This is a genomic window from Kribbella capetownensis (genome assembly GCF_004331485.1).
Taxonomy (GTDB): domain Bacteria; phylum Actinomycetota; class Actinomycetes; order Propionibacteriales; family Kribbellaceae; genus Kribbella; species Kribbella capetownensis.
The window spans coordinates 1-16,537 of sequence record NZ_SJKD01000008.1; the positions used below are offsets into that span (position 1 = coordinate 1).

At 67.7% G+C, this 16,537-nt stretch carries 22 protein-coding genes; 8 read left to right on the forward strand and 14 right to left on the reverse strand.

The genetic code is table 11. The features are described from left to right. Positions 1-369 (reverse strand): methyltransferase family protein (locus tag E0H75_RS30670; protein WP_272948942.1); only part of this gene is annotated, 369 nt, incomplete at its 3' end. 120 nt (positions 370-489) lie between these two features. Here E0H75_RS30670 and E0H75_RS30675 point away from each other — a divergent pair. Both E0H75_RS30675 and E0H75_RS30680 read left to right on the forward strand, forming a co-directional pair. Next, positions 490-1,320, forward strand: a complete 831-nt coding sequence (locus E0H75_RS30675) for a LysR family transcriptional regulator (RefSeq protein WP_131517201.1) — start codon at positions 490-492, stop codon at positions 1,318-1,320. An 11-nt stretch (positions 1,321-1,331) separates the two neighbouring features. Next, on the forward strand, positions 1,332-1,766 hold the full coding sequence (locus E0H75_RS30680) for an SRPBCC family protein (protein WP_131517202.1): 435 nt from the start codon (positions 1,332-1,334) through the stop codon (positions 1,764-1,766). Positions 1,767-1,844: 78 nt separating this feature from the next. On the opposite strand, the gene E0H75_RS30685 is transcribed toward E0H75_RS30680, so the two are convergent. From E0H75_RS30685 to E0H75_RS30710, 6 genes are all read right to left on the reverse strand, one after another. Beyond that, positions 1,845-2,186 (reverse strand): hypothetical protein, encoded by a 342-nt coding sequence (locus E0H75_RS30685; RefSeq protein ID WP_131517203.1) that lies wholly within the window; start codon positions 2,184-2,186, stop codon positions 1,845-1,847. Next, a complete protein-coding gene (locus E0H75_RS30690; RefSeq protein ID WP_131517204.1) occupies positions 2,173-2,472 on the reverse strand; it encodes a hypothetical protein in 300 nt (99 codons plus the stop codon). Before E0H75_RS30690 ends, E0H75_RS30685 begins: the two co-directional genes overlap by 14 nt. After that, positions 2,469-3,698 (reverse strand): NRAMP family divalent metal transporter, encoded by a 1,230-nt coding sequence (locus E0H75_RS30695; protein ID WP_131517205.1) that lies wholly within the window; start codon positions 3,696-3,698, stop codon positions 2,469-2,471. Before E0H75_RS30695 ends, E0H75_RS30690 begins: the two co-directional genes overlap by 4 nt. Further along, positions 3,695-4,126 (reverse strand): hypothetical protein, encoded by a 432-nt coding sequence (locus E0H75_RS30700; RefSeq protein WP_131517206.1) that lies wholly within the window; start codon positions 4,124-4,126, stop codon positions 3,695-3,697. Before E0H75_RS30700 ends, E0H75_RS30695 begins: the two co-directional genes overlap by 4 nt. Before the next feature lie 66 nt (positions 4,127-4,192). Then, a complete protein-coding gene (locus tag E0H75_RS30705; RefSeq protein ID WP_131517207.1) occupies positions 4,193-4,762 on the reverse strand; it encodes a dihydrofolate reductase family protein in 570 nt (189 codons plus the stop codon). Positions 4,763-4,860: 98 nt separating this feature from the next. Further along, positions 4,861-5,346, reverse strand: coding sequence for a winged helix-turn-helix transcriptional regulator (locus E0H75_RS30710; RefSeq protein WP_131517208.1), 486 nt, complete (start codon positions 5,344-5,346; stop codon positions 4,861-4,863). Between the two features lie 72 nt (positions 5,347-5,418). Here E0H75_RS30710 and E0H75_RS30715 point away from each other — a divergent pair, with 72 nt between their 5' ends. Both E0H75_RS30715 and E0H75_RS30720 read left to right on the forward strand, forming a co-directional pair. Continuing rightward, the gene (locus E0H75_RS30715) at positions 5,419-6,012 is read left to right on the forward strand and encodes a dihydrofolate reductase family protein (RefSeq protein ID WP_202873254.1); all 594 of its coding nucleotides are present in this window, start codon (positions 5,419-5,421) and stop codon (positions 6,010-6,012) included. Further along, the gene (locus tag E0H75_RS30720; RefSeq protein WP_131517209.1) at positions 6,012-6,845 is read left to right on the forward strand and encodes an MBL fold metallo-hydrolase; all 834 of its coding nucleotides are present in this window, start codon (positions 6,012-6,014) and stop codon (positions 6,843-6,845) included. The genes E0H75_RS30715 and E0H75_RS30720 overlap by 1 nt, the downstream gene beginning before the upstream one ends. Here the strand turns inward: E0H75_RS30720 and E0H75_RS30725 are convergent. Then, a complete protein-coding gene (locus E0H75_RS30725; protein ID WP_131517210.1) occupies positions 6,842-7,117 on the reverse strand; it encodes a hypothetical protein in 276 nt (91 codons plus the stop codon). The two genes, E0H75_RS30720 and E0H75_RS30725, sit on opposite strands and share 4 nt — an antisense overlap. Positions 7,118-7,260: 143 nt before the next feature. Between E0H75_RS30725 and E0H75_RS44720 the strand changes: the two genes are divergently transcribed. Continuing rightward, positions 7,261-8,004 carry a helix-turn-helix transcriptional regulator gene (locus E0H75_RS44720; RefSeq protein WP_272948943.1) on the forward strand — a complete coding sequence of 248 codons (744 nt, stop codon included), beginning with the start codon at positions 7,261-7,263 and terminating at the stop codon, positions 8,002-8,004. 1 nt (position 8,005) lies between these two features. On the opposite strand, the gene E0H75_RS43260 is transcribed toward E0H75_RS44720, so the two are convergent. The 3 genes from E0H75_RS43260 to E0H75_RS30745 form a co-directional block, all read right to left on the reverse strand. Then, positions 8,006-8,293: a carboxypeptidase-like regulatory domain-containing protein gene (locus tag E0H75_RS43260; RefSeq protein ID WP_165554132.1), complete on the reverse strand. Its 288-nt coding sequence runs from the start codon at positions 8,291-8,293 to the stop codon at positions 8,006-8,008. A 241-nt stretch (positions 8,294-8,534) separates the two neighbouring features. Next, positions 8,535-9,020, reverse strand: a complete 486-nt coding sequence (locus tag E0H75_RS45100; RefSeq protein WP_131517597.1) for a serine hydrolase — start codon at positions 9,018-9,020, stop codon at positions 8,535-8,537. Between the two features lie 106 nt (positions 9,021-9,126). Further along, a complete protein-coding gene (locus tag E0H75_RS30745; protein WP_131517212.1) occupies positions 9,127-9,441 on the reverse strand; it encodes a YciI family protein in 315 nt (104 codons plus the stop codon). 154 nt (positions 9,442-9,595) lie between these two features. Here E0H75_RS30745 and E0H75_RS30750 point away from each other — a divergent pair, with 154 nt between their 5' ends. Continuing rightward, a complete protein-coding gene (locus E0H75_RS30750) occupies positions 9,596-11,053 on the forward strand; it encodes an EamA family transporter (protein ID WP_131517213.1) in 1,458 nt (485 codons plus the stop codon). Between the two features lie 34 nt (positions 11,054-11,087). Further along, a complete protein-coding gene (locus E0H75_RS30755; RefSeq protein WP_131517214.1) occupies positions 11,088-12,074 on the forward strand; it encodes a threonine ammonia-lyase in 987 nt (328 codons plus the stop codon). On the opposite strand, the gene E0H75_RS30760 is transcribed toward E0H75_RS30755, so the two are convergent. Next, positions 12,025-12,963, reverse strand: coding sequence for a class I SAM-dependent methyltransferase (locus E0H75_RS30760; protein ID WP_131517215.1), 939 nt, complete (start codon positions 12,961-12,963; stop codon positions 12,025-12,027). The genes E0H75_RS30755 and E0H75_RS30760 overlap by 50 nt on opposite strands. A 104-nt stretch (positions 12,964-13,067) precedes the next feature. Between E0H75_RS30760 and E0H75_RS30765 the strand changes: the two genes are divergently transcribed. Next, a complete protein-coding gene (locus E0H75_RS30765) occupies positions 13,068-14,027 on the forward strand; it encodes an ArsR/SmtB family transcription factor (protein WP_131517216.1) in 960 nt (319 codons plus the stop codon). Positions 14,028-14,032: 5 nt separating this feature from the next. Here the strand turns inward: E0H75_RS30765 and E0H75_RS30770 are convergent, their stop codons facing one another. Then, positions 14,033-15,577 (reverse strand): FAD-dependent monooxygenase, encoded by a 1,545-nt coding sequence (locus E0H75_RS30770; protein ID WP_131517217.1) that lies wholly within the window; start codon positions 15,575-15,577, stop codon positions 14,033-14,035. A 92-nt stretch (positions 15,578-15,669) separates the two neighbouring features. Next, the gene (locus E0H75_RS30775) at positions 15,670-16,086 is read right to left on the reverse strand and encodes a hypothetical protein (RefSeq protein ID WP_131517218.1); all 417 of its coding nucleotides are present in this window, start codon (positions 16,084-16,086) and stop codon (positions 15,670-15,672) included. Positions 16,087-16,537: the final 451 nt, after the last annotated feature.

A 16,537-nucleotide genomic window follows, 5' to 3' on the forward strand; every position in this document is an offset into this window, starting at 1 on the left:
ATTGGTTCGCACCGCCTCGGTCAGCCTGCCCCACGCCGGGTAGAGCCGGCGGTCCAGCATCTGCACCCAACCGCCGAAGTCGTACGCCTTGCCGGGAACAAGGAACTCATCGGCCAGCGCACTGTTCACGTAGCGCGCGTCCCGCCGCTCGAGCAACCCGATCGACGCACACGCGGTCACCAGCAACTCGACGGGCCGCAGATCAACCCCCAGCAGCTCGGCAAGTTCATCGATGGTGTGACCGTCGGTGCCGGACAGACGGCCGAAGAGATCCAGCTCCTGTGCAGTCGCGAGCGCCTTGAACGACCAGAAACCGATGGACAGCTCCATCAGCGGCAAGGGCGAGACCTGATCACGGGCGGTGTGCATGAACTCTCCTGCTCACGTCGTACGAAGCTCGGACTCCTTCACCCTCGTCCGAGCCGCTCTGTCGATCAACGCGAACCTGTGCAACGCTCGTGAAGTGTGCCTTAACGAAGGGATCGGAGAATGCTGGAGCGCTACGAGCTGGAGACGTTCCTGACGCTCGCCGAGGAACTTCATTTCGGTCGAACCGCCGAGCGGATGCACGTTTCCACGGCCCGGGTCAGCCAGACGATCAAGGGACTGGAGCGTCGCGTCGGCGCGCCGTTGTTCAACCGCACCAGTCGGCGCGTGGAGCTGACCCCGATCGGGCACAGGCTGGCCGAGGATCTGCGGCCCGCGCAAGAGCTGATCGCGGCCGGGGTCGAACGGGCGGTCCGGTCGGCCCGAGGCGTCACTGGCATCCTGCGCGTGGGCTTCGTCGGTGCGGCCGGAGGCCAACTGCTCCTTGACGCCGCCGAGCTGCTGCACTCTCGCGAGCCTGGCTGCGAGGTCGTGGTACGCGAGGTGCAGCTCGACGACGCCGTACCGCGGCTGCTCGACGGCGAGGTGGAGGTGCTGCTCACCTGCTTCCTCAGCGACCGGGACGACCTCGTCACCGGACCCGCGCTCGTGACCGAGGCACGGATGCTCGCAGTACCGTCCGCACACCCGTTTGCTGACCAGCAGTCCGTCTCGGTCGAGGAACTCGCCGGGGTGGCCGTACTGCCGGCGGCCGGGTCGTTCCAGGAGATCCTGACCCTCGTCGGTGCCGGCCGGGGAGTCTTCCCGATCGGCGCCCACATGAGGCGCTACTACATGCGCCCCGATGTCGCCTACGTTCTCTTCCGAGACGCACCGCCGGTGCAGTGGCGCCTGCTGTGGCGCACCGACGGTGCCACCGCCCGGATCCACGCGTTCGCCGCGGCCGCACAGGACCTGGTAATCCCAGCCGCGGCGGGTACCGGGGGCGCATGACGGACAGCGGCATGACCGAGACCACCTGCTTGATCCACGCCTCGACGGCGGACGTCTTCGCGATCCTGACCGACGGCTGGACGTACGCCGCCTGGGTTGTCGGCGCATCCCGGGTCCGCGACGTCGACGGCGGCTGGCCTCAGCCCGGCCACAGCATTCACCATTCGGTCGGCATCTGGCCGCTGGTCCTGAACGACACCACGACGGTCGCGCAGTACGAACCGAACCGCTTCCTCCAACTGAAGGTCCGCGCGTGGCCCACCGGTGCCGGCATCGTCGAGTTCGTGCTCACCGACCGCGACGGCGACTGTGACCTCCTGATGCGAGAACGCGCCGTCAGCGGCCCCCTCGCGCTCATCCCCCACCCACTCGTCGACCCGGTCCTCCGCCTTCGCAACCACGAAACCCTCCGCCGCCTCGCCCTCCTCGCCGAAAAGCACCACTGACCCCAGAAGACCGCGCAGCGCGCCTCTTCGACGAGCTGAAGGACAACCCGGATAACCGTTCGAACCCGTTACCGGTCCTCAGTAGCGGGCCATTTCCTCGTGGCGTTTCAGGTCGGCGCGGTGGGTGCCGGTGGTCACGGTGCCGTCGGTCAGATCGTCGACCTCGTTCCACGGCAGGTACCAGACCTCGCCGAGCCGGCGGTGGACCAGCCACCGCAACAACGCGGGTCCGACGTGACGCTCGTACCCGAACAGTCTCGTGGTGTGGTGCTCGACCACGATCAGGCCGTCGACCCGCAACGCACTCTGCATCGACGCCAGCACGGGTCCGTCCTGGACCAGGCGTACGTCGGCGACCCCGCCGATCGTCGTACCGGCGCCATCGATCACGCGCCAGCCGAGCAGATCATTCAGTCGCATCGCCGGCTCCTGGGATCTTGTCGATGATGTGCCGCTCGGTCCAGTCGTCGTGGTGCTCGAGATCCAGGCCCTGGTTGACGACCTTCACCGCGGTGTCGATCTCGGCGATCTGCTGGGCCGGTATCCGTTCCCGGCCCGAGAACAGCGCGGACACCACCGGCGGATCGCTGTCCAGGTCGAGCTCGACGTCGTCCACCTTGCCGAGCAGGTGACCGTCGGCCTGGTCGATCAACTGCCGGTCGAGCAGATGCAGCTGGGCGTGCAGCACGCGTCCGGCCATGGTCATTGCCCCGCTCTCGTCAGGATCATCAAGGGAATGGCGGCAACCGAGGCGACCACCAGGAGGCCGAGATAGATCAGCCCGAAGAAGTTCAGCACCCGCCCGTTCGTGTGCCGACCGACGTAGTCCGGGTCGTTCGCGACGATCAGGATCGGCAGGTAGGTCAAGGGCAGCGCCATCGCCGCGAACACCACGGAGTACTCCGTCACCTTCACCGGATCCACCGCTGTCAGCAACGTCAGGACCGCGATTGCCAGGCAGACGATCATGATCACGTGGAACCGCGAGGCCTCCCGCGGCCGGACGAACTTCCCCCACTGCCAGCCGCGGTACTGCGCAATCGTGTACCCGCAGGACAACACCGTCTCCAGCGCGGCGCCGAACGTTGCCGCGAACACGCCGATCAGCACGATCGCGAGCCCTATCTTGCCGAAGGCAACGGCCACCGGCAGTGTCACCTGTCCCAGCGTGCCCACCTGGATCCCGGCCGGGAGAAACAGCACCGCCGCACACCCGGCGATTGCCAGCGACAACAACCCGCCGAGCGGAAACCCGACGAACACGTTGGTGCGCGCCGTGACCAGATCGTCCCGGCTCCACTTCTCCTCGACCCCGCCCGAGGAGAAGAAGAACACCTCGTACGGCGTCATCGCGGCACCGAACAGCGCGATCGCGTAGTACGTGTACGTCGCCCAGCTCTCGTGCCCGACCGGATGCGGATTCGTCGCCTGATGCACCAGCTGGCCCCAGTCCGGGCCGAGCTTGAACAACGCCACCGCGAACACGATCAGCAGCAGCCCGAGCAGACCGAACACCTGTTCCAGCCGGGAGAACTTCACCCGCCAGATCACCAGCCAGACCGCCAGCGCGACCAACGGCATCCACAGCAGATAGTTCACGCCGCTAGCCAGCTCGAAGGCCAGCGCGACACCGCCGATCTCCGCGATCAGGGTCAGCAGGGTGACCAGGAACGACGCGACCAAAGTGACCAGCCCGGTCCGGCGACCCAGCCGCTCGCGAATCAGATCGAACACAGGTCGCCCGGACAACGCGACCACGCGGCCCGACATCTCCGCGTACAAACAGATCCCGATCACACCCACCACGACGACCCAGGCCATCCGCATCCCGAAGCGGGCGCCGACCAGGGCGTTCGTGACCAGGTCGCCGATGTCGACGAATCCACCGATCGCGGTGAGGATCCCGAGGGCGACACCGAGGACCTTCTTCACGTGGCCTGCTCCCCGATCCGATCCAGTTCGTCCGCCGATCGGCGCAGTACGTCGAACTGCCGCAAGGCCGCCGCGAGATCGTCGTTGCCCAAGGCAATTCGGGTCGCCGTGACCGCCTTCTGAGCGTTGTCGAGCGCCTCGCCAACCTGCTCGTACATCCGCCGGGACTCGTTCGTCGACGGCTGCTGACCGTCGAACGAACTGACCGCCTTCGCCACGGACTTCTCCGCGTCGGTGACCATGACGACCGCCGTACGCCGCCACAGATGACGTACCTGCAACTGCTCGACGACGAGGCGCGTCGTGTTGACCTCGGACTCCGCCTGCCGCGCCGACTGGGCCGCAGCATCAGTCAGCTGCTGATCGGCATTGCCACATCCGCCCAGCAGAAGCGCACAGAGCAGCCCGAAAACCACCCACCGCCCCATCACCCGAGCCACGTCAACCCCGCGGAGGCACCCATGGACCCCCGGTACCCAGCGCCGAACCGTTGCCTAAGGCTTGAGCTCGTACCGCAGGAGTACGACGCCGTCGTCGAAGGCGGTGGCCTCGGCGACCTTCAGGTTCTGTTGACCTTCGAAGAGGTGCGTTCCCTTGCCGCGGGTGGACGGGCAGACCAGCATCCGGACCTCGTCGACGGCGCCGGCCGCCAGCAGGGAGCGCATCAGTTTCAAGCTCCCCCACAGCCAGATGTCCTTACCACTCTGCTCCTTGAGCTCCCCGATGGTGGCAACCGGGTCGCGCGTCACGGTTGCGGCCGGAAAGTCGCCCCATGGCGCGTGATCCAATGATGACGAGGCAACGAACTTGGTCAGGTTGTTCAGCTTCCTGCCGTACTCACCCTGGTCCTCGGCGTACGGCCAATAGCCCTTGGACTGGTTGTAGGTGTTGGCGCCGAGAAGCAACGTGTCGACCGAGTCGATGAAACCCATCAAGCTGTTCTGGAAAGGGTTGTCGGTCACCGCGTCGTCGAACGGCTCCCCCGACACGAAGCTGAGGCCGCCGTCCTCCTCCGCCGCGATGTTGTCGACCGTGACCCACTGCTGAACTACGAGCTTCCGCATGGCTGACCTTCCCTGGGTGCGATGGTGCGGCCAGGGTGGCCGCATCTACCCCTGAGACGGAGCCGCCGCAGCGATCTCGACATCCCGCCCTCATCGGCCTAGTCGGCGTGTTGTTGGGTGGTGGCGGCGTCGAGGCGCTCCAGTGGGCCTGGGCCGTTGTGCGGCTTCGCTGGGGCGCCGAGGTGGCGGGTGCGGAGTTCGTCCATGAGGTCCTCGATGAACGCCGGGCCCTCGTCGCGCATGAGTTGCTGCCGGCTGCGGAGCTCGTCGGTGCCGGGGCGCCAGTCGAGGCCCCAGTTGCCGAGGGCGTAGATGATCGGAAGCGTCTGGATGCCGGCTTCGGTGAGGCTGTACTGCGCGCGCTGTCCCCGGGCGGCCGTGCCGCGGCTGAGGATCCCTGCCTCGACGAGCCGGACGAGGCGGTCGGCGAGGATGTTCGAGGCGATGCCCTCGATCGACCCGGTGAGCAGCCCCCGGAAGTAGCGTCGGTCGGCGAAGATGACGTCGCGCAGCACGAGCAGCGACCAGCGATCCCCGAGCACCTCGACGGCGGCGTTGATCGGACACCCGGACCGTGGTTCCACGACTCCTCCTTGACAGCTGTTTGCATCCCAATATAGTGATTGCAGAACGCAAGCACTATTGGGAAGAGGGGGATGATGGGCCGCTTCGTGTATTCGATGAACGTGTCCCTCGACCTGCGGATCGAGCAAGTTCCCGGGGACAACGGCGCGGGCGAGTGGCTGCGCATCGACGAAGAGCTGCACCGCGCGTTCAACGCCCACGCTCAGGCACTCGCGCTGATGGTCAACGGCCGGGTCATCTACGAGACGATGGAGGAGTACTGGCCGCGCGGGCGCGCGGACGCGTCGCTGCCGGACTTCATGCGTGAGTTCGCCGAGATCTGGACCGCCAAGCCCAAGGTGCTCGTCTCGCGCACCCGCCGCAGCGCCGACTACAACACCCGGATCATCGGCGGAGACGACGCGATCGACCAGCTCGCCGCGCTCCGGGCCGAGACCGACGGCATCATCGGGGTCGGCGGCGCGACGCTCGCGACGCAGCTGCTCCGCGCGGGACTGCTGGACGAGTTGCTGCTCGCCACCCACCCCACGATCCTCGGCTTCGGCCGGCCGTTGTTCGACGACTACGACCTGCCGATCGACCTCGAGCTGCTCGAGCAGCGATCGTTCAAGCAGGGCGTCACGATGCACCGCTACGCGATCCGCGATGTGAAGGAGGCCGGCTGATGCTGACGCAGGTTGCGGACGGTGTCCTGGTCCACCAGAGCGAGTTGATCCAGAACAACGCCGTTGTCGTGCAGGGCAGGGACGGCGTACTGCTCGTCGACCCCGGAATCACGGGCGGCGAAATGGCCTGTCTCGCGAGCGACCTTCGCGCAATGGGCCAGTCCGTGGTCGCAGGATTCGCGACGCATCCTGATTGGGATCACGTGCTCTGGCACTCCGAGTTCGGTGAAGTGCCCCGTTACGGCACTGCCCGCTGCGCTGCGTTCATGCGAGAGCTGCTGTCGAAGGCGGACTGGAAGGAACGCGCCGCCGGGGGGTTGCCGGAGGAAATCGCCGACGAGGTACCACTGGACCTGTTCGGCCGCATCACCGCTCTACCCGCCGGAACCACCCAGCTTCCTTGGGATGGCCCGAAGGTCAGGGTGATCGAGCATCAAGGACATGCCACCGGCCATGCGGCACTGCTGGTCGAGGATCAGGGCGTTCTCGTCGCCGGCGACATGCTGTCCGATGTCCTGGTTCCGATGCCCGACCTGTACGGCGCCGCCGCTGACCCGCTCGAGGACTACCTCGGCGGGCTGCGGCTCTTCGCGGCCGTCGCGGACGACGTCACTGTCGTCGTCCCGGGCCACGGGTCCGTCGGCGGAGCGGACGAGCTGCACGCACGGATCGACCAGGATCGGGCCTACGTGCAGGCCTTGCGCGACGGCCAGGACACCCGCGACCCGCGAGTCTCATCGCCCCAGGTGGGCTGGGAATGGGTGAGCGACGTACACGCAGGCCAACTCCAGCGCCTCGCCCAAAGAAGCGAGAGCAACGGGACGCAGGCCTAGCGGTCCAGCACCTGACGGCGTCGGTAGAGCAGGACTGCTCCGAGCGCGATGCCGGCACCGCCGAGGGCTGAGGCGCCGGCCTGTACGGCCTCGGAGGTGGTGTCGTCGACCGCGATCTCGACGGTCTTCGGTGATGGAGGATCGTGGGGAATCAGCGCACCCGACACCGTGCCGTTCTCGGCGGGGTGATTTGCCGCCGCGGTGGACGCTCCGAGTGCGGTCGCGCTCACGGCGAGCGCTGCGACTGAGATCGCTGTGCGTGTGTGGTTCATGACCAACCTCCTGGCGCAAGGTTCCGGGTTCGGATCCCGGATTCCTTTCGACGCTAGGTACGGCGGTCGGCGGGCTAGAATACGCGCTGTCGCGTATGGCACCCCGCGTGGCGGCGGCGTAGCGTCGCCAGTGGGAGGGCGTCATGGCCGACGGCATCAGCGGGCGGGACCTGAATGCGATGCGCGACCTGCTCACCTTGAAGGCGGACGATCCCGGCCCCGCATTGCCGTGGGAATTGATGGAGTGCCTGCGCGACCTGTTCCACAGCGACTCCATGAAGGTGTCCCGTGCCCGGCCCGCCCAGGAAGAGTTCCTCCTCGAACAAGCCCTCGGCGAGTCCCAGTACGTCGAGATCGGCAACGACCCTCCGGACCCGCACTACTGGGAGCTCGACAAGACCTCGGACGCCTGCAACTACGGGCAGCGCACCGGCGACATCGTCAGCGTGACCAAGCTGAGCGACTTCGTCTCCGACCGCCAGTGGCGGGCCAGCCCGATGGGCATCGACTACGGCGGCGGCCGGATGCGGGCGCTGATGGTCTACCTGCCCGACGAACCGGGACACAGCACCCGGCTGTATCTGTGGCGCGGCCCGGGCCGGGACTTCGACGAGCGGGACCGGCTGGTGCTCACGCTGCTGCGGCCGCACCTGATCGCGGCCTACCGAAGCGCCGAGCGGCGCCGGCGAGCACCCGCGCCACTCACTCCACGCCAGCTCGAGCTGCTCCAATACGTAGCCCAGGGCTACACCAACACCCAGATCGCCCGGCGAATGCAGCTGTCCGAGGGAACCGTACGCACGCATCTCAACCACATCTACGAACGCCTCGGAGTCACCAGCCGCACCGCCGCCGTGACAACCATGAGCACCGCCGGCCTGGAATGACCTAGCCGTCGCTGCCTGCTGCGCTGCCGAGAGTCAGGTCCGCGCTGAGCATCGCCCCATCGCGGACTCGGAGTTTGACGCCGTGTCCGTCCTCGAACCCCTCGGCCGACGGAGTCAGGGTGTACTTGCCGGCGCGGGCCTCGATCACGTAGCGGCCGTGGGCGTCGGTGGTTGTGCTGCCGGAACCGAAGCCGACGGCTGCACCGGGTACGGGGTGACCGTCCTGGGCCACGACCGTCCCGGTCAGCAGGCCGTTGCCGTCAGCGGGCCGGTACGACGACGGACCCACAGTGGGCCAGGATGACGTAGTCCCGATTCCACGGACCTTCTGCCGCGGTCGGCGTACCAGCCAGGGACGTCGCGGGCACGGCGACTGGTTCGGGAGTCGGTGCGCTTCGCTGTGGGCGGGTCGGGATGAGGTCGCGGAAGATCTCCTCGGCCAGCGGACAGGAATCCGAAGCCGCCTCCGCCGTGGCCTCGGACCGGTACGCCGTCCGCGCGCCAGCGCAAGTCCCAGGCGGTAGTCCGGGTCACTGTGTGGCGCCGCGTACATCTCGGCGAGGGGCGCGGGATCGATCAAGGACGCGCCACCGGTGAGATGGAACTGCAGATAGCCGCATGCGTCGTTGACGCTCGTGTACAGACCGCCGGCGGCAACCATCGGGACCCGCACCGGCAACCGCGCGTGGCCGGATGCCGAGGTTGGAGGACTGGTGATGGCGGCCGACGGGGAAGCGCAACCACGTGTCGGAGATGCTGTCGCAGTGCGCCTGGAAGGATTTACGGCCGACGAGATAGTTGGAGCCGACCGGCGCTTCGTGGGTGAATCCGGCGGTGTGACTGAGCAGGTGGCGCAGGGTGATCCGGCCTTCGGGACGATCCTCGAAGGAGCTGTTGACCCGGAGTGGTTCCGAACCCAGCCGACCACAACACGGCCCTCGAATCACAAACCCCGACCGCCACACTCGGAAGCTCGTGCTCGTGCAACAGAGCAGGAATGCGTGCCTGCAGTTCATCAGCCACACGCAACACCGCGCTGCCGCTCCCCGTTGGCCTCCCCAACGCCGACACACTCTCTTTCTACAGCCTGTGGGGTCGCGATCGACGTTCGTGCTGTTCCGGTCATTGGAAGGGGCGGACCTCGACCTTGCGGTTGCAGGCTTTGGAGGCCTCGGCGGCCAGCCTGTGTGCAGTGTCGAGGTCGGGCGCCTCGATGACCCAGAAGCCACCGAGGTACTCCTTCGACTCCAGGTACGGGCCGTCGGTGAACAGCGGCTTCCCATTCCGGTTGTCGATGACCGTGGCCGTGCCGGGCGCCGCGAGTCCGCCGACGAAGACCAGATGCCCCTCGGCCGCGAGCCGGCTGTTGTACGCAGCCGGGTCACCCGGGCTGGCAGAGCTCGTCTCGTCGTCGATCGCCGAAACCAGATACTGCATCTCGATCATCTCCTGTGGCTCAGACGGCGCCCCTCCTGGACATCCGCTCACCTCTACTACGAGCACGCCGTCCCAGATCCGACAGGCGCCAGCACAGCACGTTGACCGCGAAACTGGATCGACGTACTACCTCGAATCGAGTTAGTATGTGCTCATGGCTCATCGCCGGTGGAACGGGTTGCTCGGGGTGTGGGTGACGCTGACCTTGGGCGTTCCGTTCCTCTTGATCTCGGTTGCCGGGAGTGGTTTGCCGGCGGCCGTCGTGACGTGTCTGCGGTTCGGGCTCGCGTTCTCGACGCTGGTCACTGTGTCGACGGCCAGAACGGGCCTCGCGCGAGCGGTCAGGGGCGCCGGCGTACTGATCAGGGAGAAGCCGGTCGAGGTCATCGGTGTGGGAGTGTGCAGCGCGGCGTTGCCTTCGGTCCTGATCACCGTTGGCGAGCACCATGTGCAGACCGGTCTGTCGTCGCTGCTGTTGTCGACCACTCCCCTGTGGATCGCCGTGGGCAGCCACATCCTGCTGCCGTCCGAGCGCCTGCGGTGGCACCAGGCAGCCTGTCTGGTGCCCGCGTTGTGCGGTACGGCGTTGCTGGCCGGGAACGCCGGTCGCGCCGGCGGAGCGATGCCATGGGCGCTCCTTCCGCTGTTCGCGGCGGTGAGTTATGCGGTCGGAAACCTGCTCGTCCGTAGCCGGCTCCGCACGGCCGAGGCTTTGACGCTCACCTGTGTTCAGATGGGGGTCGCGACCATCGTGTCCGCGCCGTTCGCCGCGGCTCGGGTCGGCAGCGTCCGGTGGGAGGCCGGTCCCTGGGCGGCCGTGGCGGTCCTCGGAGTCGTGTGCTCCGGGCTAGGCTGGTTCGCCAACACCCTTCTGTTGCAGCGTGTCAGCGCGGTCCGTGCCTCGCTCGTGTCGTTCGCGGCACCTGTGGTGGCGGTTCTCCTGGGCGCGATCGTCCTGCGTGAACGCCTGTCGCACCTCCAGTTGGAAGCAGCCGGGGTCGTCCTGGTGTCTGTCGCGGCGTTCGTCGTCCTGACCCGCTCGACCGCCCGGCCCAGCCAGTCCCTGGAGGTACGCGCCATGCTCGAGCTTGCGATTCTCGGTTTCCTGGCCGAGCAGTCACTGCATGCCTATGAGCTGCGCAGGAGGCTCGCCGTACTGCTGGGACATGTGCGGCCTGTCAGCGACGGCGCACTGTACCCGGCGCTGAAGCGCCTCCAGCAAAAGCAGTTGGTGGTACGGCGCCCTGAGCCGGGGGCCGGGGGGCCGACCCGTCAGGTCCTCGAGCTCACCGGCGCCGGCCGCGCCGAACTCCAGCACCGATTGACCGAGCCCAGCGAACTGGACATCACCGACCGGAACAAGTACTTCGTGGTCCTGGCGTTCCTCCACCTCGTGCCCTCACGACAGGCGCAGGCCGAGATTCTTCGGCGTCGGCTGGACTTCCTGCAAGACCCTCAGCGCGGGTTCTTCGTCGACAACGACCGCGTGCTGCGCCGCGACGAACTCAGCTCCCCGTTCCGGGCCGGCATCCAGCAGATCGCCCGCGCGACCTCCTCGGCCGAGCAGAAGTGGCTCGCCAGCACCTTGGACGCGATGCGAACCGCCACCTAGCGCCCTGACCAAGATCTATAGAGAAGAGAATCCGATGCGGAACGCGACAGTGCGCCTTGACCTGGGGCGCATCCGGGCTGCGCAGCGATTGATCGACCCGGCCTTCCTGGACACCCCGCAGTACGAGTCTGCCCCTCTCAGTGCGGCGTTGGGGTGCTCCGTCGTACTGAAGGTCGAGACGCTGAACCCCGTCCGCAGCTTCAAAGGTCGAGGCACCGAGACCATCATGTCGACCCTTCTCGATCGGGCGTGCCACACGTCTGCGGTCTGCGCGAGCGCCGGGAACCTCGGACTGGCCCTGGCCTACAGCGGCGCTCGGCGTGGGATTCCGGTCACCGTCTTCGCGGCCGAGACGGCGAATCCTCTCAAGGTCGAAGCGATGAGATCGGCTGGGGCGACGGTGCACCTCGAGGGTGTCGACATCGAACGGCCTCGTGAGCTGGCACGCATCTCCGCAGATGCGACCGGGAGCTACCTCGTGGAGGACAGCCTCGACCTCGGCAGCTGTGAGGGCGCCGCCACGATCGGGCTCGAACTGGTCGACGGCGCGGCCACGCACCTCGACGTCGTCTTGGTTGCGCTTGGCGGCGGAGCGCTGGCAAGTGGTGTCGGCTTTGCTCTCCGCGAACTGTCACCTGGGACAGAGGTGATCGCAATCCAACCGACCGGCGCGCCGGCGATGGCGCTGTCGTGGCGCCAGGGCGCTGTGGTCACTACGGACACCATCGACACCATCGCCGATGGCGTGGCCGGCCGCTTTCCCATTCCAGAGGTGCTCGAGGACCTCCTCGAGGTCGTCGACGACGTCGTTCTGGTCAACGAGGACAGCATCAAACGCGGCATGCGCTACCTCTTCGACCACGCCGGCCTTCTGGTCGAGCCGTCAGCCGCGCTCGGCATCGCGGCGATCCTCGAGGACCGTGAGAGGTTCGCCGGGCGCAGCGTTGCGACGATCGTGTGCGGGAGCAACATCAGGACGGCCGATTTCCGGCGCTGGGTCCTCGCCGAAGGGCGGCGCTGACGTAGACCACCTCGCCCAGATGGATGTCGTCGTCGTTGACGGGCGGGAGGTTGTTGGCGGCGAGTAGATCCCGGATGGTGACTCCGTTCAGGATCCAGCCGTGGTCGGTGAGGTAGGGAGCAGCCTCGTTGCGCTCGCCGTAGTAGCGCACTCTCGCCATGCCGGGGTCGAAGTTGTTCTCGCGCCACTGGTCGGACATGCGGTCCAGGCGTTGCTTCGTCTTCTCCTCGTCGCCCGGTTGTGGGTTGGGCTTGCTCTCGGTCGCGACCCGGCTTGCCGGTGCGCTGAGCTCGGTGATCGTGTCCAGCAGGCGATCCTGCGCCTCGGGCGGCAGGTAGCCGAGCAGCCCTTCGGCGCTCCAGGCGGTCGGCCGGGCCGGGTCGAATCCGGCGGCGCGCAGTACGGCGGGCCAATCGTCGCGGAGATCGACCGCGGCCACTCTCCGGTCGGCGGTGGGCGCAGCGCCCAACTCGGCCAGGGTGCGGGTCTTGAACTCGATGACCTCCGGCTTGTCGAGCTCGTACACCACGGTCCCCGCCGGCCAGGGCAACCGGTACGCGCGGGAATCCAGCCCCGACGCCAGGATCACGACCTGTGTGATGCCCGCGCTCGTCGCAGCGAGGAAGAACTCGTCGTAGAACTTGGTACGCACCTTGGCGACGTCGATCCAGACTTGCTCGACCAGGTCGCCGGGAGGGACTTCGCCGGTCGCCAGCCCGGTCAGAAGGTCGATGCCGACCGCCCGGACGAGCGGTTCGGCGAACGGGTCGTCGATGAGCCGTCGATCCGTCCGGGTCGCGATCGCCCGGGCTGCCGCGGCCGCGGTGGCGGTCGTGCCGACGCTCGAGGCCAGGTCCCAGGTGTCTCCGTCGTACCTCGTGGAAGTCATGCGTGCACTCTAAAACGCACCTCCGACAATCGTTTGAACCCTCACACAGCGCACGTGGACGGGGATTCTGGGTACGGCGATAGTGTGACTGTCTGGAGGACGGCATGCTGAGAATCCTGTTCACCACGGACGACCTCGCGTCGACGCGGTTCCTGCCCGAGCCCACTCCGATCCTGGAGCTGAAGTTCGCGGCCGTCGGGCTGCGCCAGGGGATTCGCGCGCCGTGGGGAGAGCGGTGGCGCAACCGCGCACTGGCGGCGATCCCGCTGTCGGCGCGACCGACGGTGCGTCACGTCGGTGGGCACTTCTCCTGGGCGGTGTCACCCACGTTCGCCGCCAGCCCGGACCTCGACGAAGGGATGGAAACGTTCCTGAGTTTCGGCGCGGAGCGGTTGCGCGAGGAGATGGCGTTGTATTTCAGCGCCCCCAACTCGGGTGTAGCGATGTGGTCTGCCTTCGCGGGAGACCGCGACGCCGGACGGACGCTGGTGCACGGGACGAAGACCGCGTTCACGGCGACGGTGGAACCGTACTGGCCCGACATCCGCGCCAACCACCACAGCGAACTGGCGCAGCATGGGCGGCTGCTGGCATGCCGAGGGGTCAGGGACGCGCTGACCACGGTCATCCCCGGGGCGAGCTGGTACGACGATTGCCTGCAGATCGACAGTCCGCAGGACCGCACGGTCCGGTTGGCCGGACGCGGACTGGTAATCACCCCCACCGCCTTTTGGACCGGACCGCCGCTGGTAGGCGAGCTGCCCGACCAACCGGTCCTGCTGGCCTATCCCGCTCCGGCCGAGCTGAGCATCCGGGTCGGTGCCGAGTCCGACTCCCTCGCAGCGATCCTCGGGGTGACCCGGGCGGCGGTACTGCGATTGCTGTCCACCGAGCACACCACCGGTGACATCGCGCGGGAGCTCGGCATCAGTGCGGCATCGGCGTCCGAGCACAGTAGGTCGCTGCGGCAGGCCCGCCTGATCTCCAGCCGCCGCGACGGCAAGGCGGTGATCCACTGCGCGACTGTCCTGGGCCTGGATCTCACCAGACTCAACAGCTCGTAGTCGATTCAGCATGGCCCGAACCAGGCAGTCAGGGCCGCACGGAGCGCCTCCCGGTCGTGCTGATCTGGGTGAGGCGTGTCGGTCGCCCAAGCGACGTAGCAGTCCGGGCGCAGGAGCAGGCCAGTGGTCGAGGTGTCCTTGGTGTGGCCGATGACGGTGTCGATGCGGTCGCGCCACCCGTCCACCGCTGTCGAGAGCGACCCGTCGTCGGTGAGGTCGAGCAGCAGCGGCCGGGCGGTCGTGGTCAGGTCCGCGAGCCGGACAGGTTCGCTGCCGGTGTCGAGCATCAGGTCGGGAGCCCACTGGCCGATCAGATGGTGGGGATCGCGGGCTCCCATCTCGTAACGGATGTCCGCACCCGACATCATGCTCGCGATCTGGGCGACGGTCTGACGCTCGCGCAGTAGCTCGGTGAACAGCTCACGCAGTGCCGTGACCTCGCTGCCCGGCGCCAGAAGCGCGAGCTGGGCCTGGCTGAGCGTGGACACTCGCTCACCGACCGGCCGCCGCTCGGCGTCGTATGTGTCGAGCAGGCCCGATGGCGCCCAGCCGTGGATGGTCGCCGCGAGCTTCCAGCCGAGGTTGACCGCGTCCTGCAAACCGAGGTTGAGCCCTGGTCCGCCGATCACGAAGTGCACGTGGGCGGCGTCTCCGACCAGCAGGACCCGGCCGTCGCGATACCGGTCGGCCAGGCGGGTATTGACCCCGATCGACCGATCCAACCGATACTGTCCCCCGCCGTCCGGTGACCGCAGCGGCAGGTCAACGCCCATGACGCGGTCGATGCTGTCGTGAACTTCCTCGAGCGTCAGCGGCGCATCGGGATCGAGCCCGCCGGCCGTCCACTCGACGGTGAACACCAGATCCGGTCCGGACGCCAGCCGTGCGTAGGCGAAGACGCCCTGTTCGGTGCGGTGGTACATCGGTGGGATGTAGCCGTAGCCAGGCACGGTCAGCCCACCGGTGGCCGGGTCGACATACCCATCGGGTACGGCGACTTCCGCGATGCGGGTGACGATGTGATCGCTGGTCGCGCCGGGAAAGTCGATGCCGGCGAGTTTGCGCGTTGTACTGGACGCACCGTCCGCGCCGACGACGTACCGGCTGCTGATCTCGTAACTCCCGTCCGGGCCGGCGACCTCGACGGTGGCCGTGTCGGCGTTCTGGGACAGCCCGGTCAGTTCGTGGCCCCTGCGGACCTCGACACCCAGCTCGGCGGCACGTTCGGCCAGCACCTGCTCGATCCGGGTCTGCGGTACGGGCAGCAGATAGAACGGGTTGTCGTCGAGCACCTGCAGGTCCAGGGGCATGGCGCCGAAGAAGAACGCCGGCAGCGGTTGCGGTGGATCGGATTTCCCGGCCAACGGTTGATAAAGACCACGGCGATCGAGCATCCGGACCACCTGACCGACCAGGCCGTTGGCCCGGTTCTGCGGACGCGGCTCAGGCAGACGCTCCAGCACCACCGGGCGTACCCCGGCCAGCCTCAGCTCACACGCCAGCATCAACCCGTTCGGCCCCGCACCCGCAATCACAACATCGGCAACCATGCACGTCTCCTCAACGGCGAAATCGCTCCCGATCCTGCTGCGCCGCAACACCCCCACCAAACATTTCGGCCAAGCCCGAACGAAGGATGCGGTTACTCCGTCGGAGTTGGTGGGGTCAGAGCTGATTCCAGGTCGCCGGCCGCTGCGTCCAGGTCCTGCGACAGCGTTTCGGCGGTGCTGGAATCGCGGAGGGCTTCCATGCGGAGCCGCGCGGAGCGTACGGCGTCTCGGAGGGTGGCTGCTCGGGCTTGGGTGGAGTCGTCGGGTGCGGACGCCTCGAGGACAGTCAGGCGGTCCTCGACCGCGGTCACGCGACTTGCGGCGATGGTCCAGCCGCCGGCGGCTGCTTCGACTGAACCTGTCCGGCGTAGGTCGGGGATCAGCGACCGGGCGAACCACGCCACCTCCTCCTCCGCGGAGGCGAGGTCGTCCTGCCAGGCCCGGCGATGCCGGCTCCGGACCACAAGCGGTATCGCGACGGCAAGCGCAACCAGGAACGCGATCAGCACCCACCACAGCCAGGCCGGCGTATCGGATGTCTCGGCCGACGTGGGCGCTATCGGCGGCGAGGTCGGAGACGCGGGTTGAGACTGGGTCTGCGTTGAGGTCGGCGTGATGGTTTCGGTGCGAGTCTCTGTCTGGGTCGGCGCTGGAGGCGGCGCGGTGGTTTCGGTGCGGGTCACTGTCTCGGTGGGGTTCGGCTGGGTGTCATCCGGACTGGGGGCCGTGCTTTCGGGACGTGCCGGCGTCCGGGTTGTCTGCGTGTCCTCGGGACTTGGCGCGGTGGTTTCCGCACGGGCCGACCGCGTCGGGCTGGGAACCGACGCCGTCCCTTCCGGCCGCTCGCCCGGTGAGCGCGAAGGCGCGGCCGTCGGCGAACCAATGGAACCGCCGTCGCCGCACGAGCAGAGAACGAGAGCCGCCACGGCCAGAACGACCACCCGCATCACGCGCACCGAC